The organism is Thermomonas fusca, from assembly GCF_005862345.1.
Classification (GTDB): Bacteria; Pseudomonadota; Gammaproteobacteria; order Xanthomonadales; family Xanthomonadaceae; genus Thermomonas; species Thermomonas fusca.
The window spans coordinates 102084-126484 of record NZ_SROY01000005.1; the positions used below are offsets into that span (position 1 = coordinate 102084).

Annotated in this window: 20 protein-coding genes, 1 tRNA gene and 1 riboswitch; of the genes, 10 read left to right on the forward strand and 11 right to left on the reverse strand. The window is 68.7% G+C overall.

The genetic code is table 11. From position 1 onward, the window contains the following. Nucleotides 1-132: 132 nt before the first annotated feature. On the forward strand, nt 133-1992 hold the full coding sequence (locus E5S66_RS11315) for an ATP-binding cassette domain-containing protein (RefSeq protein ID WP_138349334.1): 1860 nt from the start codon (nt 133-135) through the stop codon (nt 1990-1992). A 4-nt stretch (nt 1993-1996) separates the two neighbouring features. Here the strand turns inward: E5S66_RS11315 and E5S66_RS11320 are convergent, their stop codons facing one another. After that, nucleotides 1997-2521 (reverse strand): redoxin domain-containing protein, encoded by a 525-nt coding sequence (locus E5S66_RS11320; RefSeq protein WP_051247293.1) that lies wholly within the window; start codon nt 2519-2521, stop codon nt 1997-1999. A 102-nt stretch (nt 2522-2623) separates the two neighbouring features. Further along, a riboswitch (S-adenosyl-L-homocysteine riboswitch) is annotated at nt 2624-2709 on the forward strand. 27 nt (nt 2710-2736) lie between these two features. Between E5S66_RS11320 and ahcY the strand changes: the two genes are divergently transcribed. Beyond that, the gene (gene ahcY, locus E5S66_RS11325) at nt 2737-4182 is read left to right on the forward strand and encodes an adenosylhomocysteinase (protein WP_138349336.1); all 1446 of its coding nucleotides are present in this window, start codon (nt 2737-2739) and stop codon (nt 4180-4182) included. A gap of 60 nt (nt 4183-4242) precedes the next feature. Here ahcY and E5S66_RS11330 read toward each other — a convergent pair whose 3' ends face one another. Further along, a complete protein-coding gene (locus E5S66_RS11330; RefSeq protein WP_138349338.1) occupies nt 4243-4749 on the reverse strand; it encodes an SRPBCC family protein in 507 nt (168 codons plus the stop codon). 163 nt (nt 4750-4912) lie between these two features. Here E5S66_RS11330 and metF point away from each other — a divergent pair, with 163 nt between their 5' ends. After that, nucleotides 4913-5737 (forward strand): methylenetetrahydrofolate reductase [NAD(P)H], encoded by an 825-nt coding sequence (gene metF / locus E5S66_RS11335; RefSeq protein WP_028840299.1) that lies wholly within the window; start codon nt 4913-4915, stop codon nt 5735-5737. 54 nt (nt 5738-5791) lie between these two features. Beyond that, on the forward strand, nt 5792-6331 hold the full coding sequence (locus E5S66_RS11340) for a hypothetical protein (protein ID WP_138349339.1): 540 nt from the start codon (nt 5792-5794) through the stop codon (nt 6329-6331). Nucleotides 6332-6367: 36 nt separating this feature from the next. On the opposite strand, the gene E5S66_RS11345 is transcribed toward E5S66_RS11340, so the two are convergent. The 6 genes from E5S66_RS11345 to E5S66_RS11370 form a co-directional block, all read right to left on the reverse strand. Continuing rightward, entirely contained in the window at nt 6368-7474 is a 1107-nt protein-coding gene (locus E5S66_RS11345) for a branched-chain amino acid aminotransferase (RefSeq protein ID WP_138349341.1), read from the reverse strand. A 65-nt stretch (nt 7475-7539) separates the two neighbouring features. Continuing rightward, nucleotides 7540-8850 carry a sensor histidine kinase gene (locus E5S66_RS11350; protein WP_138349343.1) on the reverse strand — a complete coding sequence of 437 codons (1311 nt, stop codon included), beginning with the start codon at nt 8848-8850 and terminating at the stop codon, nt 7540-7542. Next, nucleotides 8837-9520 (reverse strand): response regulator transcription factor, encoded by a 684-nt coding sequence (locus E5S66_RS11355; RefSeq protein ID WP_138349345.1) that lies wholly within the window; start codon nt 9518-9520, stop codon nt 8837-8839. The genes E5S66_RS11350 and E5S66_RS11355 overlap by 14 nt, the downstream gene beginning before the upstream one ends. 214 nt (nt 9521-9734) lie before the next feature. Then, a complete protein-coding gene (rimK, locus tag E5S66_RS11360; RefSeq protein ID WP_138349347.1) occupies nt 9735-10649 on the reverse strand; it encodes a 30S ribosomal protein S6--L-glutamate ligase in 915 nt (304 codons plus the stop codon). A 107-nt stretch (nt 10650-10756) separates the two neighbouring features. Further along, nucleotides 10757-10830: transfer RNA gene (locus tag E5S66_RS11365), tRNA-Gly, on the reverse strand. A 72-nt stretch (nt 10831-10902) separates the two neighbouring features. Then, nucleotides 10903-12840: an autotransporter domain-containing protein gene (locus tag E5S66_RS11370; protein WP_246037216.1), complete on the reverse strand. Its 1938-nt coding sequence runs from the start codon at nt 12838-12840 to the stop codon at nt 10903-10905. Nucleotides 12841-13041: 201 nt separating this feature from the next. Here E5S66_RS11370 and trmB point away from each other — a divergent pair, with 201 nt between their 5' ends. Both trmB and E5S66_RS11380 read left to right on the forward strand, forming a co-directional pair. After that, nucleotides 13042-13776 carry a tRNA (guanosine(46)-N7)-methyltransferase TrmB gene (gene trmB / locus E5S66_RS11375; RefSeq protein WP_138349460.1) on the forward strand — a complete coding sequence of 245 codons (735 nt, stop codon included), beginning with the start codon at nt 13042-13044 and terminating at the stop codon, nt 13774-13776. A gap of 37 nt (nt 13777-13813) precedes the next feature. Then, on the forward strand, nt 13814-15652 hold the full coding sequence (locus E5S66_RS11380; protein WP_138349351.1) for an SLC13 family permease: 1839 nt from the start codon (nt 13814-13816) through the stop codon (nt 15650-15652). A 12-nt stretch (nt 15653-15664) separates the two neighbouring features. On the opposite strand, the gene E5S66_RS11385 is transcribed toward E5S66_RS11380, so the two are convergent. Then, nucleotides 15665-16024: a Rieske (2Fe-2S) protein gene (locus E5S66_RS11385; protein ID WP_425472220.1), complete on the reverse strand. Its 360-nt coding sequence runs from the start codon at nt 16022-16024 to the stop codon at nt 15665-15667. A 74-nt stretch (nt 16025-16098) separates the two neighbouring features. On the opposite strand from E5S66_RS11385, the gene E5S66_RS11390 reads away from it, so the two are divergent. The 4 genes from E5S66_RS11390 (at nt 16099) to E5S66_RS11405 (ending at nt 19029) form a co-directional block, all read left to right on the forward strand. Further along, nucleotides 16099-16389 carry a hypothetical protein gene (locus E5S66_RS11390; RefSeq protein WP_138349355.1) on the forward strand — a complete coding sequence of 97 codons (291 nt, stop codon included), beginning with the start codon at nt 16099-16101 and terminating at the stop codon, nt 16387-16389. Continuing rightward, a complete protein-coding gene (locus tag E5S66_RS11395; protein ID WP_138349357.1) occupies nt 16389-17114 on the forward strand; it encodes a fumarylacetoacetate hydrolase family protein in 726 nt (241 codons plus the stop codon). The genes E5S66_RS11390 and E5S66_RS11395 overlap by 1 nt, the downstream gene beginning before the upstream one ends. Nucleotides 17115-17148: 34 nt before the next feature. After that, nucleotides 17149-17562 carry a large-conductance mechanosensitive channel protein MscL gene (gene mscL / locus E5S66_RS11400; RefSeq protein WP_138349359.1) on the forward strand — a complete coding sequence of 138 codons (414 nt, stop codon included), beginning with the start codon at nt 17149-17151 and terminating at the stop codon, nt 17560-17562. 69 nt (nt 17563-17631) lie between these two features. Continuing rightward, a complete protein-coding gene (locus tag E5S66_RS11405) occupies nt 17632-19029 on the forward strand; it encodes a M28 family peptidase (RefSeq protein ID WP_138349361.1) in 1398 nt (465 codons plus the stop codon). Between the two features lie 94 nt (nt 19030-19123). Here E5S66_RS11405 and aceE read toward each other — a convergent pair whose 3' ends face one another. Further along, complete coding sequence (gene aceE / locus E5S66_RS11410) at nt 19124-21814, reverse strand: pyruvate dehydrogenase (acetyl-transferring), homodimeric type (protein WP_138349363.1); 2691 nt, start codon at nt 21812-21814, stop codon at nt 19124-19126. Nucleotides 21815-22069: 255 nt separating this feature from the next. Further along, nucleotides 22070-24370, reverse strand: a complete 2301-nt coding sequence (locus tag E5S66_RS11415; protein WP_138349365.1) for an NADP-dependent malic enzyme — start codon at nt 24368-24370, stop codon at nt 22070-22072. Nucleotides 24371-24401 lie beyond the last annotated feature (31 nt).

Below are 24401 nucleotides of genomic sequence, written 5' to 3' on the forward strand. Positions count from 1 at the left end.
CGATACACGCAGCGGACGTCCAGTGCATGGCCGGGTCATGACCAGCAAGTGCCTGCGGTCAGTCTGGCGGGTGGGCCAAGGGCACGCAAGCCACGCGCCCCGCTCATCCTGCCGGCCGCGTAAAATGGCCGGATGCCCCTCCTCCAATTCCAGAACGTCGACTTCAGCGTCGGCGGCCCACTGCTGCTCGAACAGGTCAACCTGACCATCGAACCCGGCGAACGCGTCTGCATTGTCGGCCGCAACGGCGCCGGCAAATCCACCCTGATGCGGCTGATGGCCGGCGACATCAAACCCGACGACGGCGAGCTGCGCGTGCAGGGCGGCGTGGTGGTCGCGCGGATGGCGCAGGAAGTGCCGCAGGACACCCACGGCAGCGTGTTCGACGTGGTGGCCGAGGGGCTGGGCGACCTGGGCGCGCTGCTGGCACGCTTCCACCACGCCGTGCACGACGGCGACATGGATGCGATGGCCGACGCGCAGGCGCAGATCGAAGCGCAGCACGGCTGGGACCTGGATCGCCGCGTGCAGCAGGTGCTGGAGCGGCTGGAACTGCCGGAGGACGCGGATTTCGCCGCGCTGTCCGGCGGCATGAAGCGACGCGTGCTGCTGGCACAGGCACTGGTGCGTGCGCCCGACATCCTGTTGCTGGACGAACCCACCAACCACCTCGACATCGAGGCGATCGACTGGCTGGAAGGCTTCCTAAAATCCTTCAACGGCAGCATCGTCTTCGTCACCCACGACCGCAGCTTCCTGCGCGCGCTGGCCACCCGCATCGTCGAGATCGACCGCGGCCAGGTCACCAGCTGGCCCGGCGACTACGACAACTACCTGCGCCGCCGCGAGGAACGCCTGCACGCGCAGGCGCAGGAGAACGCGCGCTTCGACAAGCTGCTGGCGCAGGAAGAAGTGTGGATCCGCCAGGGCATCAAGGCCCGCCGCACCCGCAACGAAGGCCGGGTGACCGCACTCAAGACGATGCGCCGCGAGCGCGCCGCGCGCCGCGAACTCACCGGCAAGGTGAAGATGGAGGCCGCCAGCGCGCAATCTTCCGGCAAGAAGGTCATCGAGATGACCGGGGTGTCGCAGGCGTTCGGCGACAAGGTGATCCTGCGCGATGCCAGCACCGTGCTGCTGCGCGGCGACAAGGTCGGCATCATCGGCCCCAACGGCTCCGGCAAGTCGACCCTGCTGAAGATCCTGCTGGGCGAACTGATGCCGGATACCGGCACGGTGGCGATGGGCACCAACCTGCAGATCGCCTATTTCGACCAGCACCGCAGCCAGCTGGACGAAACCCGCAGCGCGCTGGAGAACGTGGCCGGCGGGCGCGACTTCGTCGAGATCAACGGCAGCCGCAAGCACATCATCGGCTACCTGCAGGAATTCCTGTTCAGCCCGGAACGCGCGCGCGCACCAATCACCCGCTTGTCCGGCGGCGAGCGCAACCGCCTGCTGCTGGCGCGGCTGTTCGCGCAGCCGTCCAACCTGCTGGTGATGGACGAACCCACCAACGACCTCGACGTGGAGACCCTCGAGCTGCTGGAAGAACTGCTGCTGGACTACCAGGGCACCCTGCTGCTGGTCAGCCACGACCGCGATTTCCTCGACAATGTCGTCACCAGCACGCTGGCGCTGGAAGGCGGTGGCCGGCTGGGCGAATACGTCGGCGGCTACAGCGACTGGCTGCGGCAGCGGCCGCAGGCGCAGATGCAGCTGCAGACAGCAGCGGCAGCGGCCCCGGCAGCGCCTTCCGCGCCCCCCCCCGCGAAGATAAAGCTCAGCTACAAGGACCAGCGCGAACTGGAGCTGCTGCCAGCGAAGATCGAGCAGCTGGAAACCGACATCGCCACCCGCAGCGCCGCCATGCAGGATGCCGCCTTCTACAAGCAGGAAGCCGCTGCCCAGCAGCGCGCGAATGTCGAATTGGCCACGCTGCAGGCCGAGCTGGACGCCGCCTACGCGCGCTGGGAAGCGCTGGGCGGCTGATCCGTCAGTCGCAGCTGCCGTCCACGCTGCAGGCCGCACCACCCGTTGCCGGGCCAGGCACGGGTTCCGCCGCCAACATCGCGATCTGCGCACCCAGCATCAGGTCCTCCACCTGACCGAAGTGGTGCTGGCGCAGGCGGCCGACGCGGTCGACCAGCAGCAGCGTCGGCGTGCCGCGCATGCCGTAGGCGGCCATGGTGCGCGGGATCGCGCCCGCCTCGGACGCTGCATCCACGCCCACCGGGAAGCCGATCCGGTATTCGTGCAGGAATGCTTCCAGCGCCACCGGCGTCATCGCCGCATGGTGTTCGAACACGGTGTGCAGGCCGATCACCTCCACATCCTCGCGCGCGAACACCTGCCGCACCCGTTGCGCCTGCGGCAACCCGTGCGAGACGCAGCCGGGGCACAGCATCTGGAATGCCTCGATGACCACCACGCGACCGCGCAGCGCGGCCAGCGACAGCGGCGCGGGCGCGTTGAACCAGCGTGAAACCTGCCATTCCGGAGCTTGCGTATCGATCGCCATGCGTGCCTCGCCGCTGCAACGCGGCCAGTCTGCGCCCGCACGGCGGCAGTGGCCAGCCATCGCTACCCATGGCTCCATCGCGATGCTGCGATACAATGCGCGACCGCCGAGGGGCGCTGCGATGGAGGCCGGGTCCAACCCCGCCGACCACCAGGCTCGGCGATGTCCAACAACGGCGCCCGTGACCGCATCCACCGCACTCACGGAGTTTCACCATGAACGCTGTTGCCAGGACCTTCTCGACCGAGGGCGATTACAAGGTCGCCGACATTTCGCTGGCCGACTGGGGCCGCAAGGAACTCGACATCGCCGAGCACGAGATGCCGGGCCTGATGTCGATCCGCAAGCAGTACGCCGCCACCACCCCGCTCAAGGGCGTGCGGGTGACCGGCTCGCTGCACATGACCATCCAGACCGCGGTGCTGATCGAGACGCTGAAGGACATCGGCGCCGACGTGCGCTGGGCGTCCTGCAACATCTTCAGCACCCAGGACCACGCCGCCGCCGCGATCGCCGCCACCGGCACCCCCGTGTTCGCCTGGAAGGGCGAGACGCTGGAGGAATACTGGGACTGCACGCTCGACGCGCTGACCTTCACCCTGGCCGACGGCACCCTGACCGGCCCGGAACTGGTGGTCGATGACGGCGGCGACGTGACCCTGCTGATCCACAAGGGCTATGAGCTGGAACAGGGCGACGACAGCTGGGTCAATTCGGCCTCCGGCAGCCACGAGGAGCAGGTGATCAAGAACCTGCTCAAGCGCGTCGCCAGCGAGCGTCCCGGCTACTGGACCCGCGTGGTCAAGGACTGGAAGGGCGTTTCCGAGGAAACCACCACCGGCGTGCACCGCCTCTACCAGCTGGCCGAGAAGGGCCAGCTGCTGGTGCCGGCGATCAACGTCAACGACTCGGTCACCAAGTCCAAGTTCGACAACCTGTACGGCTGCCGCGAGTCGCTGGCCGACGGCCTCAAGCGCGCGCTGGACGTGATGCTGGCCGGCAAGGTGGCGGTGGTCTGCGGCTACGGCGATGTCGGCAAGGGCTCGGCGGCCTCGCTGCGCGCCTATGGCGCCCGCGTCATCGTCACCGAGATCGACCCGATCTGCGCGCTGCAGGCGGCGATGGAAGGCTTTGAAGTCACCACCGTCGAGGACACCCTCGGCCGTGCCGACATCTACGTCACCACCACCGGCAACAAGGACATCATCACCCTGGCCCACATGCAGGCGATGAAGGACCAGGCCATCGTCTGCAACATCGGCCACTTCGACAACGAGATCCAGGTCGATGCGCTGTACGCCAGCGGCGCGGTGAAGACCAACATCAAGCCGCAGGTGGACAAGTTCACCTTCGCCAATGGCAACAGCATCTTCCTGCTGGCCGAAGGCCGGCTGGTGAACCTGGGCTGCGCCACCGGCCACCCGAGCTTCGTGATGTCGAACTCGTTCTCCAACCAGACGCTGGCGCAGATCGACCTGTGGGCCAACAAGGACGCCTACGAGGCCAAGGTCTACATCCTGCCGAAGAAGCTGGACGAGGAAGTGGCGCGCCTGCACCTGGAGAAGATCGGGGTAAAGCTGACCCGGCTGACGACCGAGCAGGCCGACTACCTCGGCGTGTCGACGGACGGCCCGTACAAGCCGGAGCACTACCGCTACTGATCGCCTTCCGGCGGCGGTGACAACGACGGGCGCCGCAAGGCGCCCGTTTCCGTTGCGGGACTAGCCCAACCGCGCCACCTGTTCGGCGTACGACTTGCGGGTCTGCACGAACAGGTCGAACGGGAATCGGGTCGACACGCCTTCCAGCGCCGTCCCCAGCATTTCCAGGTGGCCCTCGAAACCGGCGCAGGCCTTGGCCACGTCCTCGTCCGCCGGGATGCTCACGAACAGCTCCAGCCGGGTGCCGCCGCCGCGCGGATGCAGCTCCCAGCGCAACGGTCGCTGCGGCTGGTCACCGCTGCTCCACGAATACTCCAGCACCCGCCCCGGTTCGAACGCGGTCAGCCTGCTGTCGATGATCGTGCCGCTGTCGGCGAAATCGACCCGCACCGCGCCGCCCGGCTGCTGCTGGATGCTGCCCGGCGCCAGCCACTGCGCCATCGACGCCGAATCGGTGAGCATGGCCCAGACCGCGTCCGCCTCGTGTTCGAGGTCGCGCGAGAGATGGCCCTGGAAGCCGGTGTCGGTGCGCTGGATGCGCCCGACCGGAAACAGCATGGTGCTCATTGGCAGAATTCCTGGATGACGGCCTGCCAGTTGTACCCCCAGCGCCGCCGGCCTGCATTGACGCACGTCACCCGGCCCCGAGCGGCGGCCATGTCCGGACATATATCGCTTCATCCGGAAAAAGCGATATATAATCCCGCCACCCACGGACGATCCCGCCGAAATGCTGCCGATCAGCTTCGAGTTCTACCCGCCCAAGACCGACGAACAGCATGCCCAGTTCGACCGCACCGTGCGCAAGCTCAAGGCGCATGCGCCGCAGTTCATGTCGGTCACCTTCGGCGCCGGCGGCTCCACCCTCAGCCATACCCCGGAGACCGTGCAGCGGCTGCGCGGCGAACACGGCGTGGACGGCGTGCCACACCTGACCTGCGTCGGCGGCAGCCGCGAGGAGATCCGCACCCTGCTCAAGCTCTACCGCGCGCTGGGCTGCACCCGCATCGTCGCGCTGCGCGGCGACCTGCCCTCCGGCATGGCCCGCAGCGGCGACCTGCGCTATGCCAGCGAGCTGGTGCGGCTGATCCGCGACGAACACGGCGAGCATTTCCACGTCGAGGTGGCCGCCTATCCGGAAACCCACCCGCAGTCCGAAGACGCGCGGATCGGCCTGGGTCATTTCAAGACCAAGGTCGAGGCCGGCGCCAGCGGCGCGATCACCCAGTATTTCTACAACGCCGACGCCTATTTCCGCTTCGTCGACGATGCGCGCGCGCAGGGCATCGACCTGCCGATCGTTCCCGGGATCATGCCGATCGCCAACTTCAGCCAGCTGCGCCGGTTCTCCGAGGCCTGCGGGGCGCAGATCCCGCGCTGGATCGACCAGCGCATGCGCGCCTTCGGCGACGATGCCGAGGCGGTGCGCGAGTTCGCCGCCGACGTGGTGGCGGGGCTGTGCCGCCGGCTGGTCGAAGGCGGCGCGCCGGCGCTGCATTTCTACACGCTGAACCTGGCCAAGCCCACCCAGACGGTGCTGCAGCGGCTGGCCTGAACGCTTCGCGCGGGCTTTCTTTCGCATTGACGGGGCCACGCGTACCCTGCGGGAATGCTCCGTTTTTCCTTGCTGCTGCTCCTGCTGGCCAGCCTCGCACCGATGCGCGAGGCGTCGGCGCAGGTGCGGCATTGCGTCACCGCCGATGGCACCCGGCTGTACACCGACCGCCGCTGCGCGGACATGGGGGCGGTCGAGGAGCTCCGACTCCCAACGCTGGGCACTCCCGCGGCCTACAGCCGCCGCCCGCTCTGCGCGCGCAATGTGCAGGATCTGGCCTACGCGCTGGAAGAGGCGATCCGCTCCGGCGATGCCAACCGCATCGCCGGGCTGTACGACTGGGCAGGCATGGGCACGGCCAACGCCAACCGGGTGATGAACCGGCTGCAGGCGATCGCCAAGCGCGAGGTGGTTGAGGTGCGGCCGGTGCATGCCGGCGAACGCGGGGAGGTCACCGATCCTTGGCTGGCACCGCCACCGCCCGGCCCGCCGGTCGGTCTGCGGGTGGAGCAGGTGCAGGCCAACGGCCACACGCCGGCGCGCGCCAGTTTCGGCCTGCGCCAGCGCATGGGCTGCTGGTGGGTGCGGATGTAGCCGCCCGCGGCATGGCCGGGGACGGCTGTGCGCCGGTCAGCGCAGGCGCGCCATCCAGCCGTGGCGATCCGGCGCGCGGCCATGCTGGATGTCGGTCAATTCGCGACGCAGCGCCATGGTGACCTCGCCGGCCGGCGCATGGATGTCGCCGACCGCGAAGTCCTTGCCCTTCAGTTCGCCGATCGGGGTGACCACCGCGGCGGTGCCGCAGGCGAACACTTCGGCGATCTCGCCGGAGGCAACGCCGGCCTTCCACTCATCGATGGAAACCCTGCGCTCCTCCACCGTCATGCCGCGGTCGCGCGCCAGCTGCAGGATGCTGGAGCGGGTGATGCCCTCGAGGATGCTGCCCGACAGCTCCGGAGTGACCAGGCGACCGTCGCGGTAGACCAGGAACACGTTCATGCCGCCCAGTTCTTCCAGGTACTTGCCTTCGACCGGGTCGAGGAACAGCACCTGCGAGCAGCCCTGCGCCTGCGCTTCCTGCTGCGGCAGCAGCGAAGCGGCGTAGTTGCCGCCGCATTTGGCCGCGCCGGTGCCGCCCTTGGCCGCGCGCGCGTAGTCCTCGGACAGCCAGATCGACACCGGGGCGACGCCCTTGGCGAAGTAGGCGCCGGCCGGGCTGGCGATCACGTAATAGGTCGCCACCTGCGCCGCGCGCACGCCGAGGAAAGCTTCGCTGGCGATCATGAAGGGGCGGAAATACAGGCTGCTTTCCGGCGCCGACGGCACCCAGGCGTGGTCGACCGCGACCAGCTGGCGCAGCGATTCGACGAACTCGTCCACCGGCAGCTGCGGCAGCGCCAGCCGCGCGGCGGAACGCTGCAGGCGCGCGCCATTGGCCTCGGGACGGAAGGTCCAGATCGAACCGTCGGCATGGCGATAGGCCTTGATGCCTTCGAAGATCTCCTGGCCGTAATGCAGCACCGCCGCCGCCGGGTCCAGCGACAGCGGGCCGTAGGCGTGGACCTGCGCGTCGTGCCAGCCCCGGTCCTTGTCCCACTGGATCGCCACCATGTGGTCGGTGAAGCGCTTGCCGAAGCCCAGCTCGCCGGCCAGCAGCGCGTTGCGCTGCGCCTCGCCGAGGGCGTGATCGGACAGGTTGACCTGGTAGGCCAGCGGTGCGGCGGTGGAAGCGTGCATGCGCGAATTCCTGGAAAACGTATCCGCACATTATGACGCCGCGACGCCGCCGGCGCTGCCGCGCCTCAGCCGAAGGTCAGCGTGGCGACCACGCCCCTGCCGTCACCCGGCCGCACCCGCACGTCCCAGGCGTACAGCGCGCACAGCCGGCGCACGATCGACAGGCCGATGCCGCCACCTTGCGAATGCCCGGCGTGGGTGCCGCGGTAGCCGCGGGTGAACAGCTTGGCCGCGTCCTCGGCGCTCAGGCCCGGGCCGGAGTCGCTGACTTCCACCGCGTTGGCCAACACCCGCACCACCACCTCGCCGCTGGGCGTGTATTTCACGGCGTTGCCGATCAGGTTGCCCAGGGCCACCGACAGCACCGATTCCGGCACGTCCAGCGGCAGCGTCGCGGCGCCCTCCAGGCGCAGCTCCACCGGCTTGCCGGCAAGCTGGGCGCGATGGCTTTCCAGCAGCTGCTGCGCCACCCGCGCGGCATCGCACTGGCCCACCGCGCGCTCGTTGCGCGACAGCAGCAGCAGCGCGCTGATCAGGTCGGTGCACTGCAGTTCGGCGCGCTGGATGCGCGACAGCCGGGTGCGCGTGCGCTCGTCCAGTTCGGGCCGGGCCAGCAGCAGCTCCACCGCGCCGCGGATCACCGCCAGCGGGGTGCGCAGTTCATGGCTGACGTCGGCGTTGAATTCCCGGTCGCGCTGCACCACCTCGGTCAGCCGCGCGGCGTAGTCGTCCAGCGCCTTCGCCAGCTCGCCCACTTCGTCCTCGGGAAAGTGCGGCGCCAACGCCTCCGGGCTGGAACTGGTGCCGGAACGGCGCAGCCGCTGCGCCAGCTCGGTGACCGGGCTCATCACCCGCGCGGCCGACCACCAGCCGATCAGCAGCGAAAACACGGTGAAGATGCCGACGCTGGCCACCAGCGCGCTGTTGAGCTTCTGCTGGCTCTCGCGCTCTTCGGCGATGTCATAGGCGAGGAAGAACCAGTAATCCGGGTCCTTGCGCACCGCCAGCTTGTAGACCCGCGGCTCGCCGGACGCCTGCGCGGGCATGGCCACGTCGTGCACGCCGTTGGACAGGTCGCGCCATTCCGGCGGCACCTTGTCGAGCTTGCGGGTGCTGAACTGCCGGCCCTGGATCTTCTCGAACGGGATGCCCACCGCGGTCGGGTTGCGATAGAACCCTTCCGCGAACATGTTGTTGTTCTTTTCCAGCGCCGCGCCAAGCACGTTGCTTTCGACGCGGTTGCGCATGTAGACCGTGGTCGCCGCGATCAGCGTAGTCAGGGCGAAGCCGAACAGCACGAACGACAGGATGATGCGGGTGCGCAGCCGCCGCCGGGCCCGCGGCAGGCGCGCCAACGCAGGGTCAGTTGCCTGCATCTGGCACAGCGATCCTGTAGCCGATGCCGTGGCGGGTCTGGATCATCGGCGTGCCGAACGGCTTGTCCACCGCCGCGCGCAGGCCGTGGATATGCACCCGCAGCGAATCCGAATCCGGCAGTTCCTCGCCCCAGACGCGGCCCTCCAGGTCCTGCCGGGTCACCACCGCCGGCGAGGCCTCCATCAGCGCCTGCAGGATCTTCAGCGCGGTGGGATTGAGCTGGATCAGCTTGCCCTCGCGGTGCACTTCCAGGGTGTCGAGGTTGTATTCCAGCTCGCCGACGTGGAGCACCCGCGCCGGCAGCCCGCGTCCGCGCCGCGCCAGCGCGTTCAGGCGCACGTTCACTTCCTGCAGCGCGAACGGCTTGATCAGGTAGTCGTCGGCGCCGGAATCGAAGCCGGCCAACTTGTTGTCCAGCGAGTCGCGCGCGGTCAGCATCAGTACCGGGGTCTGCTTGCGCGCATCCACGCGCAGCTTGCGGCAGACCTCCAGGCCATCCATGCCCGGCAAGTTGAGGTCCAGCACGATCGCATCGAAGTCGTGCACCACCGCAAGGTGCAGCCCGGTGATGCCGTCGGCGGCGAAATCCACGGTGTGGCCGCAGTCCTCCAGGTAGTCGCCCAGGTTGGCGGCGATGTCGGGGTTGTCCTCGATGACCAGAATGCGCATGGGGGTTCCAGTTTGGCGGGTCCGCCGGGTGAGACCGGCGCGGCTCTCGCCGGTTCCCGATTCTTGCACAGCGGGTTCATTTGCGCGGGCCACTTGGCGCAGGCAACAAAAGGCCCGGGCGAAGCCGCCCGGGCCGAAGTTCACATGCATGCCCTGCATGCCCGACTGCGGGGGAAGTACAGCCGGGCACGTGGGGATGTTGGGCGATGCCCGATTAAGAATCCGTCAAATCGGTGTTGCGAGTGCGTTGCGTCGCTGCGGCGCGTTCGGCCACGTGCTCGATCACCGCACCGGCCACGTCCAGGCCGGTGACCGTCTCGATGCCCTCCAGTCCCGGCGACGAGTTGACCTCCAGCACCAGCGGGCCGCGCTGGCTGCGGATCAGGTCCACCCCGGCCACGCCGAGACCGAGGATGCGCGCCGCGCGCACCGCCGTGTCCACCTCGGCGCGGGTCGGCCGGATCTTCCTGGCGATGCCGCCGCGGTGCAGGTTGGAGCGGAAGTCGCCCTTCGGTGCCTGCCGCCGCATCGCCGCGACCACCCGCTCGCCGACCACGAAGCAGCGCAGGTCGGCGCCCTTGGCCTCGGCGATGAACTCCTGCACCAGGAAATTGGCATACAGGCCGCGTAGGGTTTCGATGGCCGCGCGCGACGCCGACGGCTTCTCGGTCAGCATCACCCCCGCGCCCTGGGTGCCCTCGTTGAGCTTGATGACATGCGGCGCCGGCCCCAGCATCGCCAGCAGGTCGCCGGTATCGTCGGGGTTGTCGCCGAACACCGTCACCGGCAGGCCGATGCCCTCCGCCGCCAGCACCTGGTGGCAGCGCAGCTTGTCGCGCGCGCGCGCGATCGCCGCCGCGCTGTTCGGGCTGTAGCTGCCCATCAGCTCGAACTGGCGCAGCACCGCGCAGCCGTAGCGCGTCACCGACGCGCCCACCCGCGGCACCACCGCTTCATAACCGGCCAGCGGCTTGCCCTTGTAGCGCATGTCGAAGCCGTCGCTGCTGATCCGCAGGTAGCAGCGCAGCGGGTCGAGCACGCGCACGCTGTGTCCGCGCTCGCGCGCGGCCTCCACCAGCCGGCGGGTGGAATACAGCTTGCCGTTGCGGGAAAGGATGGCGAGTTTCATCTCGGTAAGACCCTGCATGCGCCGCTGCCGACGGTGCCCATCATCAACTGCTTCGCCAACGGAAAGGGCGGCATCCACGCGGATGCCGCCCTTGCAACTGATCATCTTGGAGCGGGTGAAGGGAATCGAACCCTCGTCAGTAGCTTGGGAAGCTACAGCTCTGCCATTGAGCTACACCCGCGAGGCCGGCAAGTCTATGCCGGTGGCGGTGCGGGATGCAACGCAGGCGCGCCGCATCCCGCCCGCCCACGGATCAGAACGCGCCGCCGAAGGTGACGAAGAAGGTGGTGTTGCTGCCGCCCTGCTGTTCCACCGTGACGTTGGCGCCGCCGGTCACGTCCATCCCGAACAGCTTGCTGCGCACGCCCATGCCCAAGGTGCCGTAGCTGTCGTCGAACGCCACGCCCGGCACCGCGTAGGGGGCCGTGCCCGGCATCGACAGCGACTGCGCCCAGGCCTGCGCCGGTGCGTCCTCGAACTCGCGGTCCCAGGTCATCCGCACGTACGGCTTGATGTGGTCGTTGAGGGCGAAGCTGGCCTGCCAGCCGGCGCTGCCGATCAGCGAATCGACGTCCTGCGGCAGGAAGCCCAGCGCGGTCGACTGGGTGCTGTTTTCGGCGTAGCCGTCGACGCTGATCCGCTGCGCCAGCACCGCCACCACCGGGCCGTGCTCCAGCGCGCCGTGCTTGAACGTCCAGCCGGCGCTGGCACCGGCACTCAGGTTGTCGCCGTCCGGCGAGCCGCTGTGGATGCGGGTGGCCTGGCCGAGGTTGACCTGGCGGTCGACCTTGTAGCCCAGCTTGGTCCAGCTCAGCTGGCCGTTGACCCATGCGCTGTCGCCGGCCCACCCCAGGAAGCCGCCGACGCTGGCGTCGGTCTGGCGGAAGTCGCCGCGGCGGTAGCCGAAGTCGATGTCCTGCCGGCCGTAGCCGGCGAATGCGCCGTACATCAGGTTGCCGCTGCGCCAGCCGATGCCGAACGAGCCGGTGCCGCCCATGCCGTCGTAGCCGCTGGAGTTGACGAAGCGCTGCTGCTGGCCGCGCAGGTCGGCCCACCAGTGCATGCCGTCGCCCTCGGCTGCAGCCATGCCGGAAGCCACGCCATCGACCATCTGCGCGCGCGCGCGGCCGGTGGTGGTGGCCGACTGCGGCAGCAGCGAGATCAGGCGCGGGCCGTCGATGACCGAGATCGCGAAATCCGCCACCGCCTCGTGCGCGGCAGCGGTGGGATGCACGCCGTCGGCAAACAGGTAGCTGTTGGCGCCGCCCGGCACGGTGGAGGGCGGGCTGCAGAACAGCGAGTTGCCGCCCTGCACCGCGGTCGAACAGGCGGTGCCGGTGACGTTGGTCAGGCCAAACGCAGCCGGATTCGCGACCACTTCCTGCAGGAAGTGGTAGGTATCCAGCGGGATCACGCTCAAGCCGGCACTGGCCAGCCCCGCGAACAGCGCATTGTTGTAGCTATTCGACAAACCGTTCGCGAGGAACTTCCCAGGCGTGCCACCCGCAGCCGCCGACGGCGTCACCCCCATGTCCGGCAGGGTGGGCACCAGCACATACTGCGCGCCGGCATTCTTCAGCGCATCGATCAGCCCGATCTGAGCGCCGACGGCCGGCGCAATGACTGCGCCCGCAGCTGCCTGCCCGGCGGCCTCGGCCTGCGTCGTGGTGCCGCCGCCCATCAGGCTCGCTACATACGCGGTCTGGTAGCTGGTGATGGCTTGGAAGACATCGTTGGCGCCGCCCCAGACGGTGTAGAGCGCACCCGGATCGACCGTGTTGCCGGCGGCCAGGTAGGCCTGGTACTGCGCGGTCAGCGACGGCGTGTAGCCCAACCCACCGACGACGCTGGTGCCGGCTCGGGCGCCACCCACCGCCCAGTTGTCGCCGCTGCCGTCGGTCGGGGTGGCGGTGGTGTTGCCGGTCCACGCCGGCGAGGCGTCGCCACCGTAGTAGCTGGCCAGGTGCTGCGACCAGACATAGCCCGGATTGGTGGTGAACTGGCCGACGACCGCGCCGTTGGGGCCCAGCATCTGGATCAGCAGCGGGCGGAAGTAGCCGCCATCGGTGAGGCTGTCGCCGAAGAAGATGGTGCGGGTGAACGGCGACGGCGGCACGGTCTGCGCAACGGCAGGCATCGCAACCATGGCAAGGGCGGCGGACAGCAGGGTCCGGCGGAACAGGGTTTTCATCGGCATCCTCGATCTGGACAGGGAATTCGGTTGTGAGGGACGTGGCAGCCGCGTCATCACGACATACGCCAGCGAATGGCGGAGCATCGTTTCATGAAATCATAACGGCCTCACGCTGCGCTGCGTCACGACACGCCGCAACCGGCGACAATAGCCGTCCGGGCCTGCATGCTTGCGCAGGCCGCGCCAGAGACCGCCGATTTGACCGACCCGTTTTCCAGCAGCGGCGCCAAGGCCCCGCCCAAGCCCTTCACCGCCACCGAAGGCGTGCGCAAGGTGCGCAGCTTCGTGCTGCGCCAGGGCCGCTTCACCGACGCCCAGCAGCGCGCCTTCGACGAACTGTGGCCACGCTTCGGTCTGGACTATGCAGGCGCGGCGCGCGATTTCGACGCCGCATTCGGCCGCAGCGCCAGGCGCATCCTCGAAATCGGTTTCGGCAACGGCGAGGCGCTGCGCTACTCGGCGCGGCGCGATCCGGCCCGCGACCACATCGGCATCGAAGTACACGCGCCCGGCGTGGGCCGGCTGCTCAACGCGCTGGCGGAAGACGAGGCGAAGAACGTCCGGCTCTACCACCATGACGCAGTGGAAGTGCTGGAAAACGAGATCGGCGACGGCAGTCTCGACGAGGTGCGCATCTACTTTCCCGATCCCTGGCACAAGAAGCGCCACCACAAGCGCCGGCTGGTGAATCCGGCGTTCGCCGCGCTGCTGGTGCGCAAGCTCGCGCCCGATGGCCGCTTGCACCTCGCCACCGATTGGCAGGAGTATGCGGAGCAGATGTGGGATGTGCTCGATGCCACCGCCGGCCTGGTCAACACTGCCGGGCCGCGCGGCCACGTGCCGCGACCGGAATGGCGGCCGCAGACCCATTTCGAGACGCGCGGGCAGAAGCTGGGGCACGGCGTCTGGGACCTGCTGTACCACCGCTGCTGAGCCGCGGGCCAACACGTAAGGAAGCCGACGACACCTGATGGACACCACCCTCACCCTCACCGGCGACATGCTCTGGGTGCTGGGCCTGGTGGCGTTCACCATGGCGATGTTCCTGTTCGAGCGCATCCGCGCGGACGCCGCCGCGCTGGTGGTGCTGGTGGTGCTGGGGCTGACCGGGCTGGTGGCGCCGGAGGACATCTTCGGCGGCTTCTCCTCGGACGCGGTGATGAACGTCATCGCCACCATGATCCTGGGCGCGGGATTGGACCGCACCGGCGCGCTCAACCGCCTGGCCAGCTGGCTGCTGCGGCGCGCACACGGCGTCGAGCAACGGCTGCTGCTGCTGTCCTCGGCGGTGGCCGGGCTGAATTCGGCATTCATCCAGAACACCTCGGCCACCGCGCTGTACCTGCCGGTGGCCTCGCGGCTGACCGCGCGCACCGGCATCAGCCTGTCGCGGCTGCTGATGCCGATGTCGGCGGCGATCATCATGGGCGGCAGCCTGACCATGGTCGGCAACTCGCCACTGATCCTGCTCAACGACCTGCTGGTGTCGGCCAACGCCAACATGCCGTCCGGCGCGGCCGCGCTGCAGCCACTGAAGATGTTCGCGCCGCTGCCGATCGGGCTGGCGCTGCTGGCCGGCTCGCTGGCGTATTTCCACTTCTTCGGCAACCGCGTGCTGCGCGAGGATGGCGACGACGCGGTCACCCCCGCGCGCACCCAGAGCTATTTCGCCCGCGCCTACGGCATCGATGGCGACATCCACGAGCTCACCGTCAGCGCCGACAGCCCGCTGGTGGGCATGAGCGTGGGCGACGCCGAATCGCTGGTCGACATGCCGCTGCTGCTGGCGCTGCAGACCGGCAACGAATCGCGGCTGGCGCCGCCGGCCGACACCCGCATCTGGGTGGGCAGCGTGTTGGGCGTGATGGGCGAGCGCCAGCGCATCGCCGACTTCGCGCAGAAGAACTTCCTGCGCGACTCCGCCCGCCTGCGCGCCTTCGCCGACCTGTTCAACCCCAGCCGCGCCGGCATTTCCGAAGCGGTGGTGCCGCCCACCTCCGGCTTCATCGGCAAGCCGCAGGCGCAGCTGCGCCTGCGCAAGCAGTTCGGCCTGAGCCTGCTGGCGATCAACCGCGACAAGCAGGTGCTGCGCGACGACGTGCGCAACATCCCGATCCGCGCCGGCGACATGCTGGTGCTGCACAGCATCTGGACCGACCTGGCCGAAGCCGCGCGCAGCCGCGACTTCGTGGTGGTCACCGACTATCCCAAGGGCGAGCAGCGCCCGCACAAATTCAAGATCGCGATGGCGATCTTCGCGGTCACCATGCTGCTGGCTCTGTCCACTCGCATCCCCACTTCGATCGCGCTGATGACCGGCGTGGCCGGGATGCTGGTGACCGGCGTGCTGAAGATGGACGAGGCCTACGCCGCGATCAGCTGGAAGACCGTGTTCCTGATGGCCTGCCTGATCCCGCTGGGCTGGGCGATGGATTCCAGCGGCGCCGCCGCGTGGGTGGCCGGGCACAGCATCGAGCGGCTGCCGGAAGGCATGCCGCCGTGGCTGATCGGGCTGGCGCTGGCGCTGTTCACCACCGCCTTCTCGATGGTGATCAGCCACGTCGGCGCCACCATCGTGCTGGTGCCGCTGGCGATCAACCTGGCGCTGGCGGTGGGCGGCAATCCCACCGCGTTCGCGCTGATCGTGGCGCTGTCGGCGTCCAACAACTTCATCACCGCGTCCAATCCGTCGGTGTCGATGATCACCGGCCCGGCCGGCTACACCCCGCGCGACATGTGGCGCGCCGGCGGCCCGCTGACCCTGCTCTACACCTGCATCATCGTGCTGATGGTGAACCTGATCTTCTGAGGCCGGGCAGGATCAGCCGGCGTCACCCAGCCGCACTTCGCCTTCGGCCACGTGCACCGGCACCGCACGCAGGCAGTCGCCGCGGCAGGGGCCGGCCACGCAGTTGCCCTGCGGCAGCGCGAAGGTCGCGCCGTGCACCGCGCAGACCAGTTCGCCGGCCTTGCTGCGCAGGAACCTGCCGGGCGCGAAGTCCAGCCGGCGCCCGGCGTGCGGGCAGACGTTGCGCCAGGCGCGCACCTCGCCCTGCGGGTCGCGATAGAGGATCAGCGGTTCGTTTTCGCCATCGACCGGCGCATCGCAGGCGTGCAGGCTGTCCGGTGGCAGGGCGTCCAGCGGTGCCAGCGCCACGACCTCATTTAACGAACTACTCACAACTGCCCCGCCGGTTCTGCCGATACTTCGCCGCATTGTGTCATGACGCTGTCGCGTTCAGGATCTTCACCACGATGTCCAGCTTCCACCGCCGCACCTTCCTGCGTTTCCGCAACCTTGCCTTCAACGCTCCGCGCAGGCCGCGCCATCCGCTGCTGCGCGTCGCCGTGGGCCTGCTCGGCGTCGCCCTGCTGCTGGCGCTGGTGGTGGTGGGCGTGTTCGTCGGGGCGGCGATGCTGGCCGGCGGCCTGCTGTGGCGGCTGTGGGTGCAGCGCGGCGCCCGCGCCGGCGTGCGTCGCCGCGATCAGGCCTTCGAAGGCAGCTACCGGGTCGTCGGCAAGGCGCAGCTGCCGCTGGCGCACTGATGGATCTGATTGTCGCCGCGGCCACGCCGCGCATCGCCGTGGTTGACGGCAGCGGCGCCGCGTTGGGCACGTTCCCGGTGCGCCGGATCTACTGCGTGGGCCGCAACTTCGCCGACCACGCGCGCGAAATGGGTGCCGCGGTGCCGGCCTCGAAGGCCGAGCGCGGTACCCCGGTGTTCTTCATGAAGCCGGCCGATGCCATCGTCACCGATGGCGTGGTGCCCTACCCGCCCGGCACGTCCGACCTGCACCACGAGGTGGAGCTGGTGGTGGCGCTGGGTCGGGATGCGCCCGTCGGGGTGTTGCCGGTGGAGGCCGCCGCCGCGCTGGTGTTCGGCTACGGCGTCGGCCTCGACCTGACCCGCCGCGATCTGCAGGCTGCGGCCAAGGCCAAGGGCCTGCCGTGGGATACCGGCAAGGGCTTCGATCATTCCGCGCCGGTGTCGACGTTGCTGCCAGTGGCCGCGTTCGGGCCGCTGCAGGCGCAGCCGATCTCCCTGGACATCAATGGCGAGCGTCGCCAGCAGTCGCATCTGGACCAGCTGATCTGGGACGTGCCCGAGATCCTGCACGAGCTGTCGAAGCTGTACGCGCTGCGCGCCGGCGACCTGGTGTTCATGGGCACGCCCGCCGGCGTGGCTGCGCTGCAGCCGGGCGATCGCTTCGAGGCCCGCATCGGCGATGCGCTGCGGCTGCAGGGCCACATCGCGCCCGCGAACGGTTAACCTTCGGCTTCACGCCACCAGGGGAGTGCAACCGATGGGAATGATGACCGAGTTCCGTGAGTTCGCGATGCGCGGCAACGTGATCGACCTTGCCGTGGGCGTGGTGATCGGCGGCGCGTTCGGCAAGATTGTTTCCGCGCTGGTGGACAAGGTGATCATGCCGCCGATCGGCCTGCTGATCGGTGGCGTCGACTTCTCCAAGCTGGTCATCACGCTGAAGGCGGCAACGGTGGATGCCGCCGGCAAGGAAGTGCCGGCGGTGGTGCTGGGCTACGGCGAGTTCATCAACGCGCTGATCCAGTTCGTGATCGTGGCCTTCGCCATCTTCATGGTGGTCAAAGGCATCAACAAGATGCACAAGAAGCCGGAAGCCGCCCCCGCCGCGCCGGCCGCACCTGCGGAAGAAGTCCTGCTGCTGCGCGAGATCCGCGATTCGCTGCGGAAGTGAAACTTCCGGCACGGTCGCAGCGCAAGCCCCGGGCCTAGACTGGGGGCTTTCCGTTTGTGGAGCCCGTCGATGCGCATCACCCTGCTTGCCGCCACCCTTGCCCTGCTGGTCGCCAACCCGCTGCAGGCGGCGCAACCCACCCGCATCGATGCCAAGGCGCTCACCCAGGCCGCCAACCTGCGCGATGCGGTGCTGAAGGACGCCACCGCCTGGCAGGTCACCGAGTCGCTGACCACCGAGGTGGGTCCGCGCCTGGCCGGCAGCGAAGCCGACGCGCGCGCGGTGGAATGGGCCAAGGCGAAGTTCAAGGCGCTGGGCTACGACAGGGTGTGGACCGAGCCGGTCACCTTCCCGAAATGGGTGCGCCGCGGCGAAGCCGCGCAGGTATTGGGCGCGCACGCGCAACCGCTGCGGGTGGCGGCGCTGGGCGGCAGCGCCGGCGGCACGGTGGAAGCCGAAGTGGTGCGCTTTGCCGATCTGGCCGCGCTGGAAGCCGCACCGGACGGTTCTCTGGCAGGCAAGATCGCCTTCGTCGACTACCAGATGCAGCGGCGACAGGACGGCGGCGATTACCGCACCGGCGGCGGCATCCGCGGGCGCGGTCCGTCGCTGGCGATCCGCAAGGGCGCGGCCGGCTTTTTGATGCGCTCGGCCGGCACCGACACCTCGCGCGCGCCACATACCGGCAATACCCGCTACGAAAAGGGCCTGCAGCCGATCCCGGCCGCCGCCCTGTCCACCATCGACGCCGCCCAGCTGGCGCGGCTGGTGGCGCTGGGCCCCACCCGCGTGCGGCTGGCGCTGGACTGCGGCTGGGACGGCGAATACACCTCGCAGAACGTGATTGGCGAGATCACCGGCAGCAAGCGCCCGCAGGAAGTCGTGCTGATCGGCGGGCACCTGGATTCCTGGGACTACGGCACCGGCGCGATCGACGATGCCGCCGGCATCGGCATCACCATGGCGGTGGGCGCACTGCTCAAGCCGATGCGGCCCGCGCGCACGATCCGCGTGGTCGCCTTCGCCAACGAGGAACAGGGGCTGTGGGGCGGGCGCGCCTACGCCGACAGGCACGCCGCCGACGTCGCCAACCACGTGGTCGCGATGGAGAGTGATTTCGGCGCGGGGCGCATCTACGGCTTCGATGCCAGCGCGCGCGACCTGCAGCCGGCGGCGCTGGCGCAGATCCAGCAGGTGCTGGCGCCGCTGGGCATCGAGTGGATGCCGGGCAAGGGCGATCCGGAGTCCGACATCGGCCCGATGACCCAGCGCGGCATGGCCTGGGCCTGGCTGGGCCACGATGGCAGCGGCTACTTCGACCTGCACCACAACGCCGAGGACACCCTCGACAAGATCGACCCCAAGGACCTGGCGCAGAACACGGCGGCCTATGCGGTGTTCACCTGGCTGGCGGCACAGGCGGAGGGCGACTTCGGCAGCACCCCCGCGGCGGCAGGCAGGGACTGATCCACTTGCGATCCACGCACGAAAAAGGCGGCCGGTGGCCGCCTTTTTCCTTCCGGGGCTCCCGCCGGTGCGCGGCGGGAGGTCCGTCCGGCGATCAGGCCAGCAGCGGGTTCGGCCGCTCCGTGTCCAGCTTGTAGAGCTTGATCGCGCGGGCGACGTCCTTGGCGGTGAGCTTGCCTTCGGCGGCCAGCGCGGCAACCGCGGCGTGGGCGACGTGGTAGCGGTCCACCTCGAAGTGGCGGCGCAGGTTCTCGCGGGTGTCGCTGCGGCCGTAGCCATCGGTGCCCAGCACGCTGTAGCGCATCGGCACGTATTCGCGGATCTGGTTGGCGAACGTGCGCACGTAATCGGTGGCGGCGATGGCCGGGCCCTGGCGGCCTTCCAGCAACCGCGTCACCCATGCCTTGCGTGGCGCCTTGGCTTCCGGATGGAAGCGGTTCCAGCGCTCCACGTCGCCACCATCGCGGGCCAGCTCGGTGAAGCTGGGGCAGGACCACAGATCGGCCTTGATGCCGAAGTCCTTGTCCAGCAGCTCGGCCGCGGCGATCACTTCGCGCAGGATGGTGCCGCTGCCCAGCAGCTGCACGCGCAGGTCGGTCTTCTTGCCCTTGCCGGCGTCGCGCAGCAGGTACATGCCCTTGATGATCCCTTCCTCGCTGCCCTGCGGCATCTCCGGATGGCTGTAGTTCTCGTTCATCAGGGTGATGTAGAAGTACTCGTCGTGCTGCTCGGCCAGCATCCGCTGCATGCCGTACTGCACCAGCGTCACCACTTCGTAGGCGAAGGTGGGGTCATAGCTGCGCACGTTCGGGATCAGCGAACTCTGCACGTGCGAATGGCCATCCTCGTGCTGCAGGCCCTCGCCGTTGAGGGTGGTGCGGCCGGCGGTGCCGCCCAGCACGAAGCCGCGCGCGCGCATGTCGCCGGCCTGCCAGGCGAAGTCGCCCACGCGCTGGAAGCCGAACATCGAGTAATAGATGTAGAACGGCAGCATCTGCAGGTTGCTGCTGCTGTAGGCGGTGGCCAGCGCCATCCAGCTGGCGAACGCGCCGGCCTCGGTGATGCCTTCCTCCAGTACCTGCCCGGCGGCGTCCTCGCGATAGAACATCAGCTGGTCGGCGTCCACCGGCTTGTACTTCTGGCCCTGCGGGGCATAGATGCCGAGCTGGCGGAACAGCCCTTCCATGCCGAAGGTGCGGGCTTCGTCGGCCACGATCGGCACGCAGCGCGGGCCGACCTGCTTGTCGCGCAGGATGATGTTGAACATCTGCACGAACGCCATGGTGGTGCTGATCTCGCGCTCGCCGGTGGACTTCAGCAGGCGTTCGAAGGTTGCCAGCGGCGGCACTTCCAGCGCCTGGCTGGCCTTGCGCCGGCGCTGCGGCAGATGCCCGCCGAGGGCGGCGCGGCGATCGCGCATGTACTCCATTTCCGGCGACTTCTCGTCCGGGCGGTAGAACGGCACTTCGCCGTCGCGCAGCGCATCGTCGCTGATCGGCAGCTGGAAGCGGTCGCGGAACGCGCGCACCGCGTCGTTGTCCAGCTTCTTGGTCTGGTGGGTGGGATTGAGTGCCTCGCCCGCGCTGCCCATGCCGTAACCCTTGACCGTCTTGGCCAGGATCACGGTGGGCTGGCCGGTGGTCTTCACCGCCGCGTCGTAGGCCGCGTACACCTTGTGCGGGTCGTGGCCGCCGCGGTTGAGGCGCCAGATGTCGTCGTCGCTGAGGCTGGACACCATCGCCAGCGTTTCCGGCGACTTGCCGAAGAAATGCTCGCGGGTGTAGGCGCCGCCGAAGGCCTTGCAGTTCTGGTACTCGCCGTCGACGGTCTCCATCATGATCTTGCGCAGGACGCCGTTGGTGTCCTTGGCCAGCAGCGGATCCCAGTAGCTGCCCCAGATGGTCTTGATGACGTTCCAGCCGGCGCCGCGGAACTGGCCTTCCAGTTCCTGGATGATCTTGCCGTTGCCGCGCACCGGCCCGTCCAGGCGCTGCAGGTTGCAGTTGATGACGAACACCAGGTTGTCCAGCCCTTCGCGGCCGGCAACACCAATGGCGCCCAGCGATTCCGGCTCGTCGGTTTCGCCGTCGCCGAGGAAGCACCACACCTTGCGGTCGGTCTTCGGCATCAGCCCGCGCGCTTCCAGGTACTTCCAGCTGCGCGCCTGGTAGATCGCGGCCAGCGGGCCCAGGCCCATGCTGACGGTGGGGGTCTGCCAGAAATCCGGCATCAGCCACGGGTGCGGATAGCTGGAGATGCCGCGGCCGTCCACTTCCATGCGGAAGCTGTCCAGCTGCGATTCGCTGAACCGGCCTTCCATGAAGGCGCGGGCATAGATGCCCGGCGAGCTGTGGCCCTGGATGTAGAGCAGGTCGCCCGGGTGCTGGTCGGACGGCGCGCGCCAAAAGTGGTTGAAGCCGACGTCGTACAGCGTGGCCGAGCTGGCGAAGCTGGCGATGTGGCCGCCCAGCGAACCCGGCTTGCGGTTGGCGCGCACCACCATGGCCATGGCGTTCCAGCGGATCATCGAGCGGATCCGCCATTCCAGGTGCGCATCGCCCGGCATCCGCGGCTCCATGTGCGCGGGGATGGTGTTGATGTAGGCGGTGGTCGGCGCGAACGGCAGGTGGGTGCCGGCGCGGCGGGTCATTTCGACCATGCTCTCCAGCAGCTGGTGCGCGCGCTGCGGGCCGTCATGGTCGATGACCGCCTTCAGCGACTCGATCCACTCGCGGGATTCCTGCGGATCGGGATCGTTCTGCAGCATTTCGTTGAGCCAGTTCATCGCGCGCGCTCCATCGGCCGGACAGTGTCGAAAGGCCGAGTCTAGCAAGCGCCGGGCGCCGGCGGATGCTGCAATGCAACTCAAATTTGTTTTTACCCGGATTTTTCAAATCAAGCAGTGCCGCATCGACCGGGCATCGATGCAACCCGCCACGCAGCTCGCCGGCAGCGGCGCAATGCACGCGCAGACCAACGCCCCGGTGCGGTGCACCGGGGCTCGAATGCAGGCGTGGAACGCGGCTGGACGCCGCGCGGTTCAGCCGTTGCGGGCGCGAAGCTCGGCGCGGATCTGCGCGTCCACCGCCGCGATGGCGGTCATGTTGACCACCCGCCGCGACGACGACGCCGGGGTCAGGATATGCGCCGGCCGGTCCAGGCCCATCAGGATCGGCCCGATGGCGACGCCGCCGGTGGCGACCCGGATCAGGTTGTAGGCGATGTTGGCGGCGTCCAGGTTCGGCATCACCAGCAGGTTGGCCCGGCCCTTCAGCGTGGTGTTGGGGAACATGCGCAGGCGCAGCGCCTCGTCCCAGGCGGTATCGGCCATCATCTCGCCGTCCACCTCCAGCTTCGGCGCGCGCCGGCGGATGATCTCGAATGCCTGCCGCATCTTGCCGGCGCTGCCGTCGAGGTGGCTGCCGTAGTTGGAATGCGACAGCAGCGCCACCTTCGGCTCGATCCCGAACAGCTTGAGGCGGTAGCTGGCCTGCAGCGTGGCCTCGGCGATCTGCTCGGCGGACGGGTCCAGCTGCACGTGGGTGTCGACGAAGAACCACGCGCCCTTGTCGTTGATGACCCCGGTCATCGCCGCGGTGCCGGTGACCCCGGGCTCGAAGTCGAACACGCTGCGCAGGTAGCCCAGCTTCTTGTGGTAGCGGCCGACCAGGCCGCAGATCAGCGCGTCGGCTTCGCCGCGCTCGACCATCAGCGAGGCGATCAGGGTGGGCCGCGAGCGCAGCAGGTTCTTGGCCGCGTCCGGGGTCACGCCGCGGCGCTCGGTCAGCGCGTGGTACTGCTTCCAGTAATCGTCGAAGCGCGGATCGTCGTTGATGTTGGTGAGCTCGAAATCCACCCCGGCGCGCATCCGCAGGCCCAGTTTTTCGATCCGGCTTTCGATCACCTCCGGGCGGCCGATCAGCACCGGGAAGGCCAGGCCTTCGTCGATCACCGTCTGCACCGCACGCAGCACCACGTACTCCTCGCCCTCGGCGTAGGCCACGCGCTTGCGGTCGGCGCGGGCGCGCTCATACACCGGCTTCATCATCAGGCTGGTGCGGTGGATGAACTGGCTGAGCTTCTCGCGATAGGCGCAGACATCGGCCAGCGGGCGCTGGGCCACGCCGGAATCCATCGCCGCCTGCGCCACCGCCGGCGCCAGCATGGTCAGCAGGCGCGGGTCGAACGGGCGCGGGATCAGGTATTCGCGGCCGAAGGTCGGCACCTCGCCACCGTAGGCCGCGCCGAGATCGGAAGCTTCCTGGCGCGCCAGCGCGGCGATCGCGCGCACGCAGGCCAGCTTCATCGCCTCGTTGATCTGGGTGGCACCCACGTCCAGCGCGCCGCGAAAGATGTAGGGGAAGCAGACCGCGTTGTTGACCTGGTTCGGGAAGTCGGACCGGCCGGTGGCGATGATGGCGTCCGGGCGCACCGCCTTGGCGTCGTCCGGCAGGATCTCCGGGTATGGATTGGCCAGCGCCAGGATGACCGGGTTGGGGGCCATCGTGGCCACCATCTCCGGCTTCAGGATGCCGCCTGCGGACAGGCCGAGGAACACGTCGGCGCCGTCGACGATTTCGGCCAGCGTGCGCTTGTCGGTGTCGCGCGCGTAGCGGGCCTTGTCCGGATCGAGGTTGGCACGGCCGCTGTGGATCACGCCGTCGCGGTCGAACGCCAGGATGTTCTCCGGCTTCACCCCCAGCGCCACCAGCATGTCCAGGCAGGCGATGCCGGCGGCGCCGGCGCCGGTGGTGGCCAGCTTCACCTCGGCGATGTTCTTGCCCGCCACTTCAAGCGCATTCAGGATCGCCGCGCCGACGATGATCGCGGTGCCGTGCTGGTCGTCGTGGAATACCGGGATCTTCATCCGCTCGCGCAGCTTGCGCTCGACGATGAAGCATTCCGGCGCCTTGATGTCTTCCAGATTGATGCCGCCGAAGGTCGGCTCCAGGCTGGCGATGATGTCGACCAGCTTGTCCGGGTCGCGCTCGTCGATCTCGAGGTCGAACACGTCGATGCCGGCGAACTTCTGGAACAGGATGCCCTTGCCTTCCATGACCGGCTTGCCGGCCAACGGGCCGATGTCGCCCAGGCCCAGCACCGCGGTGCCGTTGGAAATCACCGCCACCAGGTTGCCGCGCGCGGTGTATTCGCTGGCCTTGGTGGGATCGGCGGCGATCTCCTCGCAGGCGTACGCCACGCCCGGCGAATAGGCCAGTGCCAGGTCCCGCTGGGTCACCATCGGCTTGGTCGCGGTGACCCGGATCTTGCCCTTCGGTTCCTGCCGGTGATAGTCGAGAGCAGCCTGTTTCAGATCGTCGCTGGCGGGGGTGTCGGACATCGAAGCGCATTCCATGGTGCGGATAGGGGAT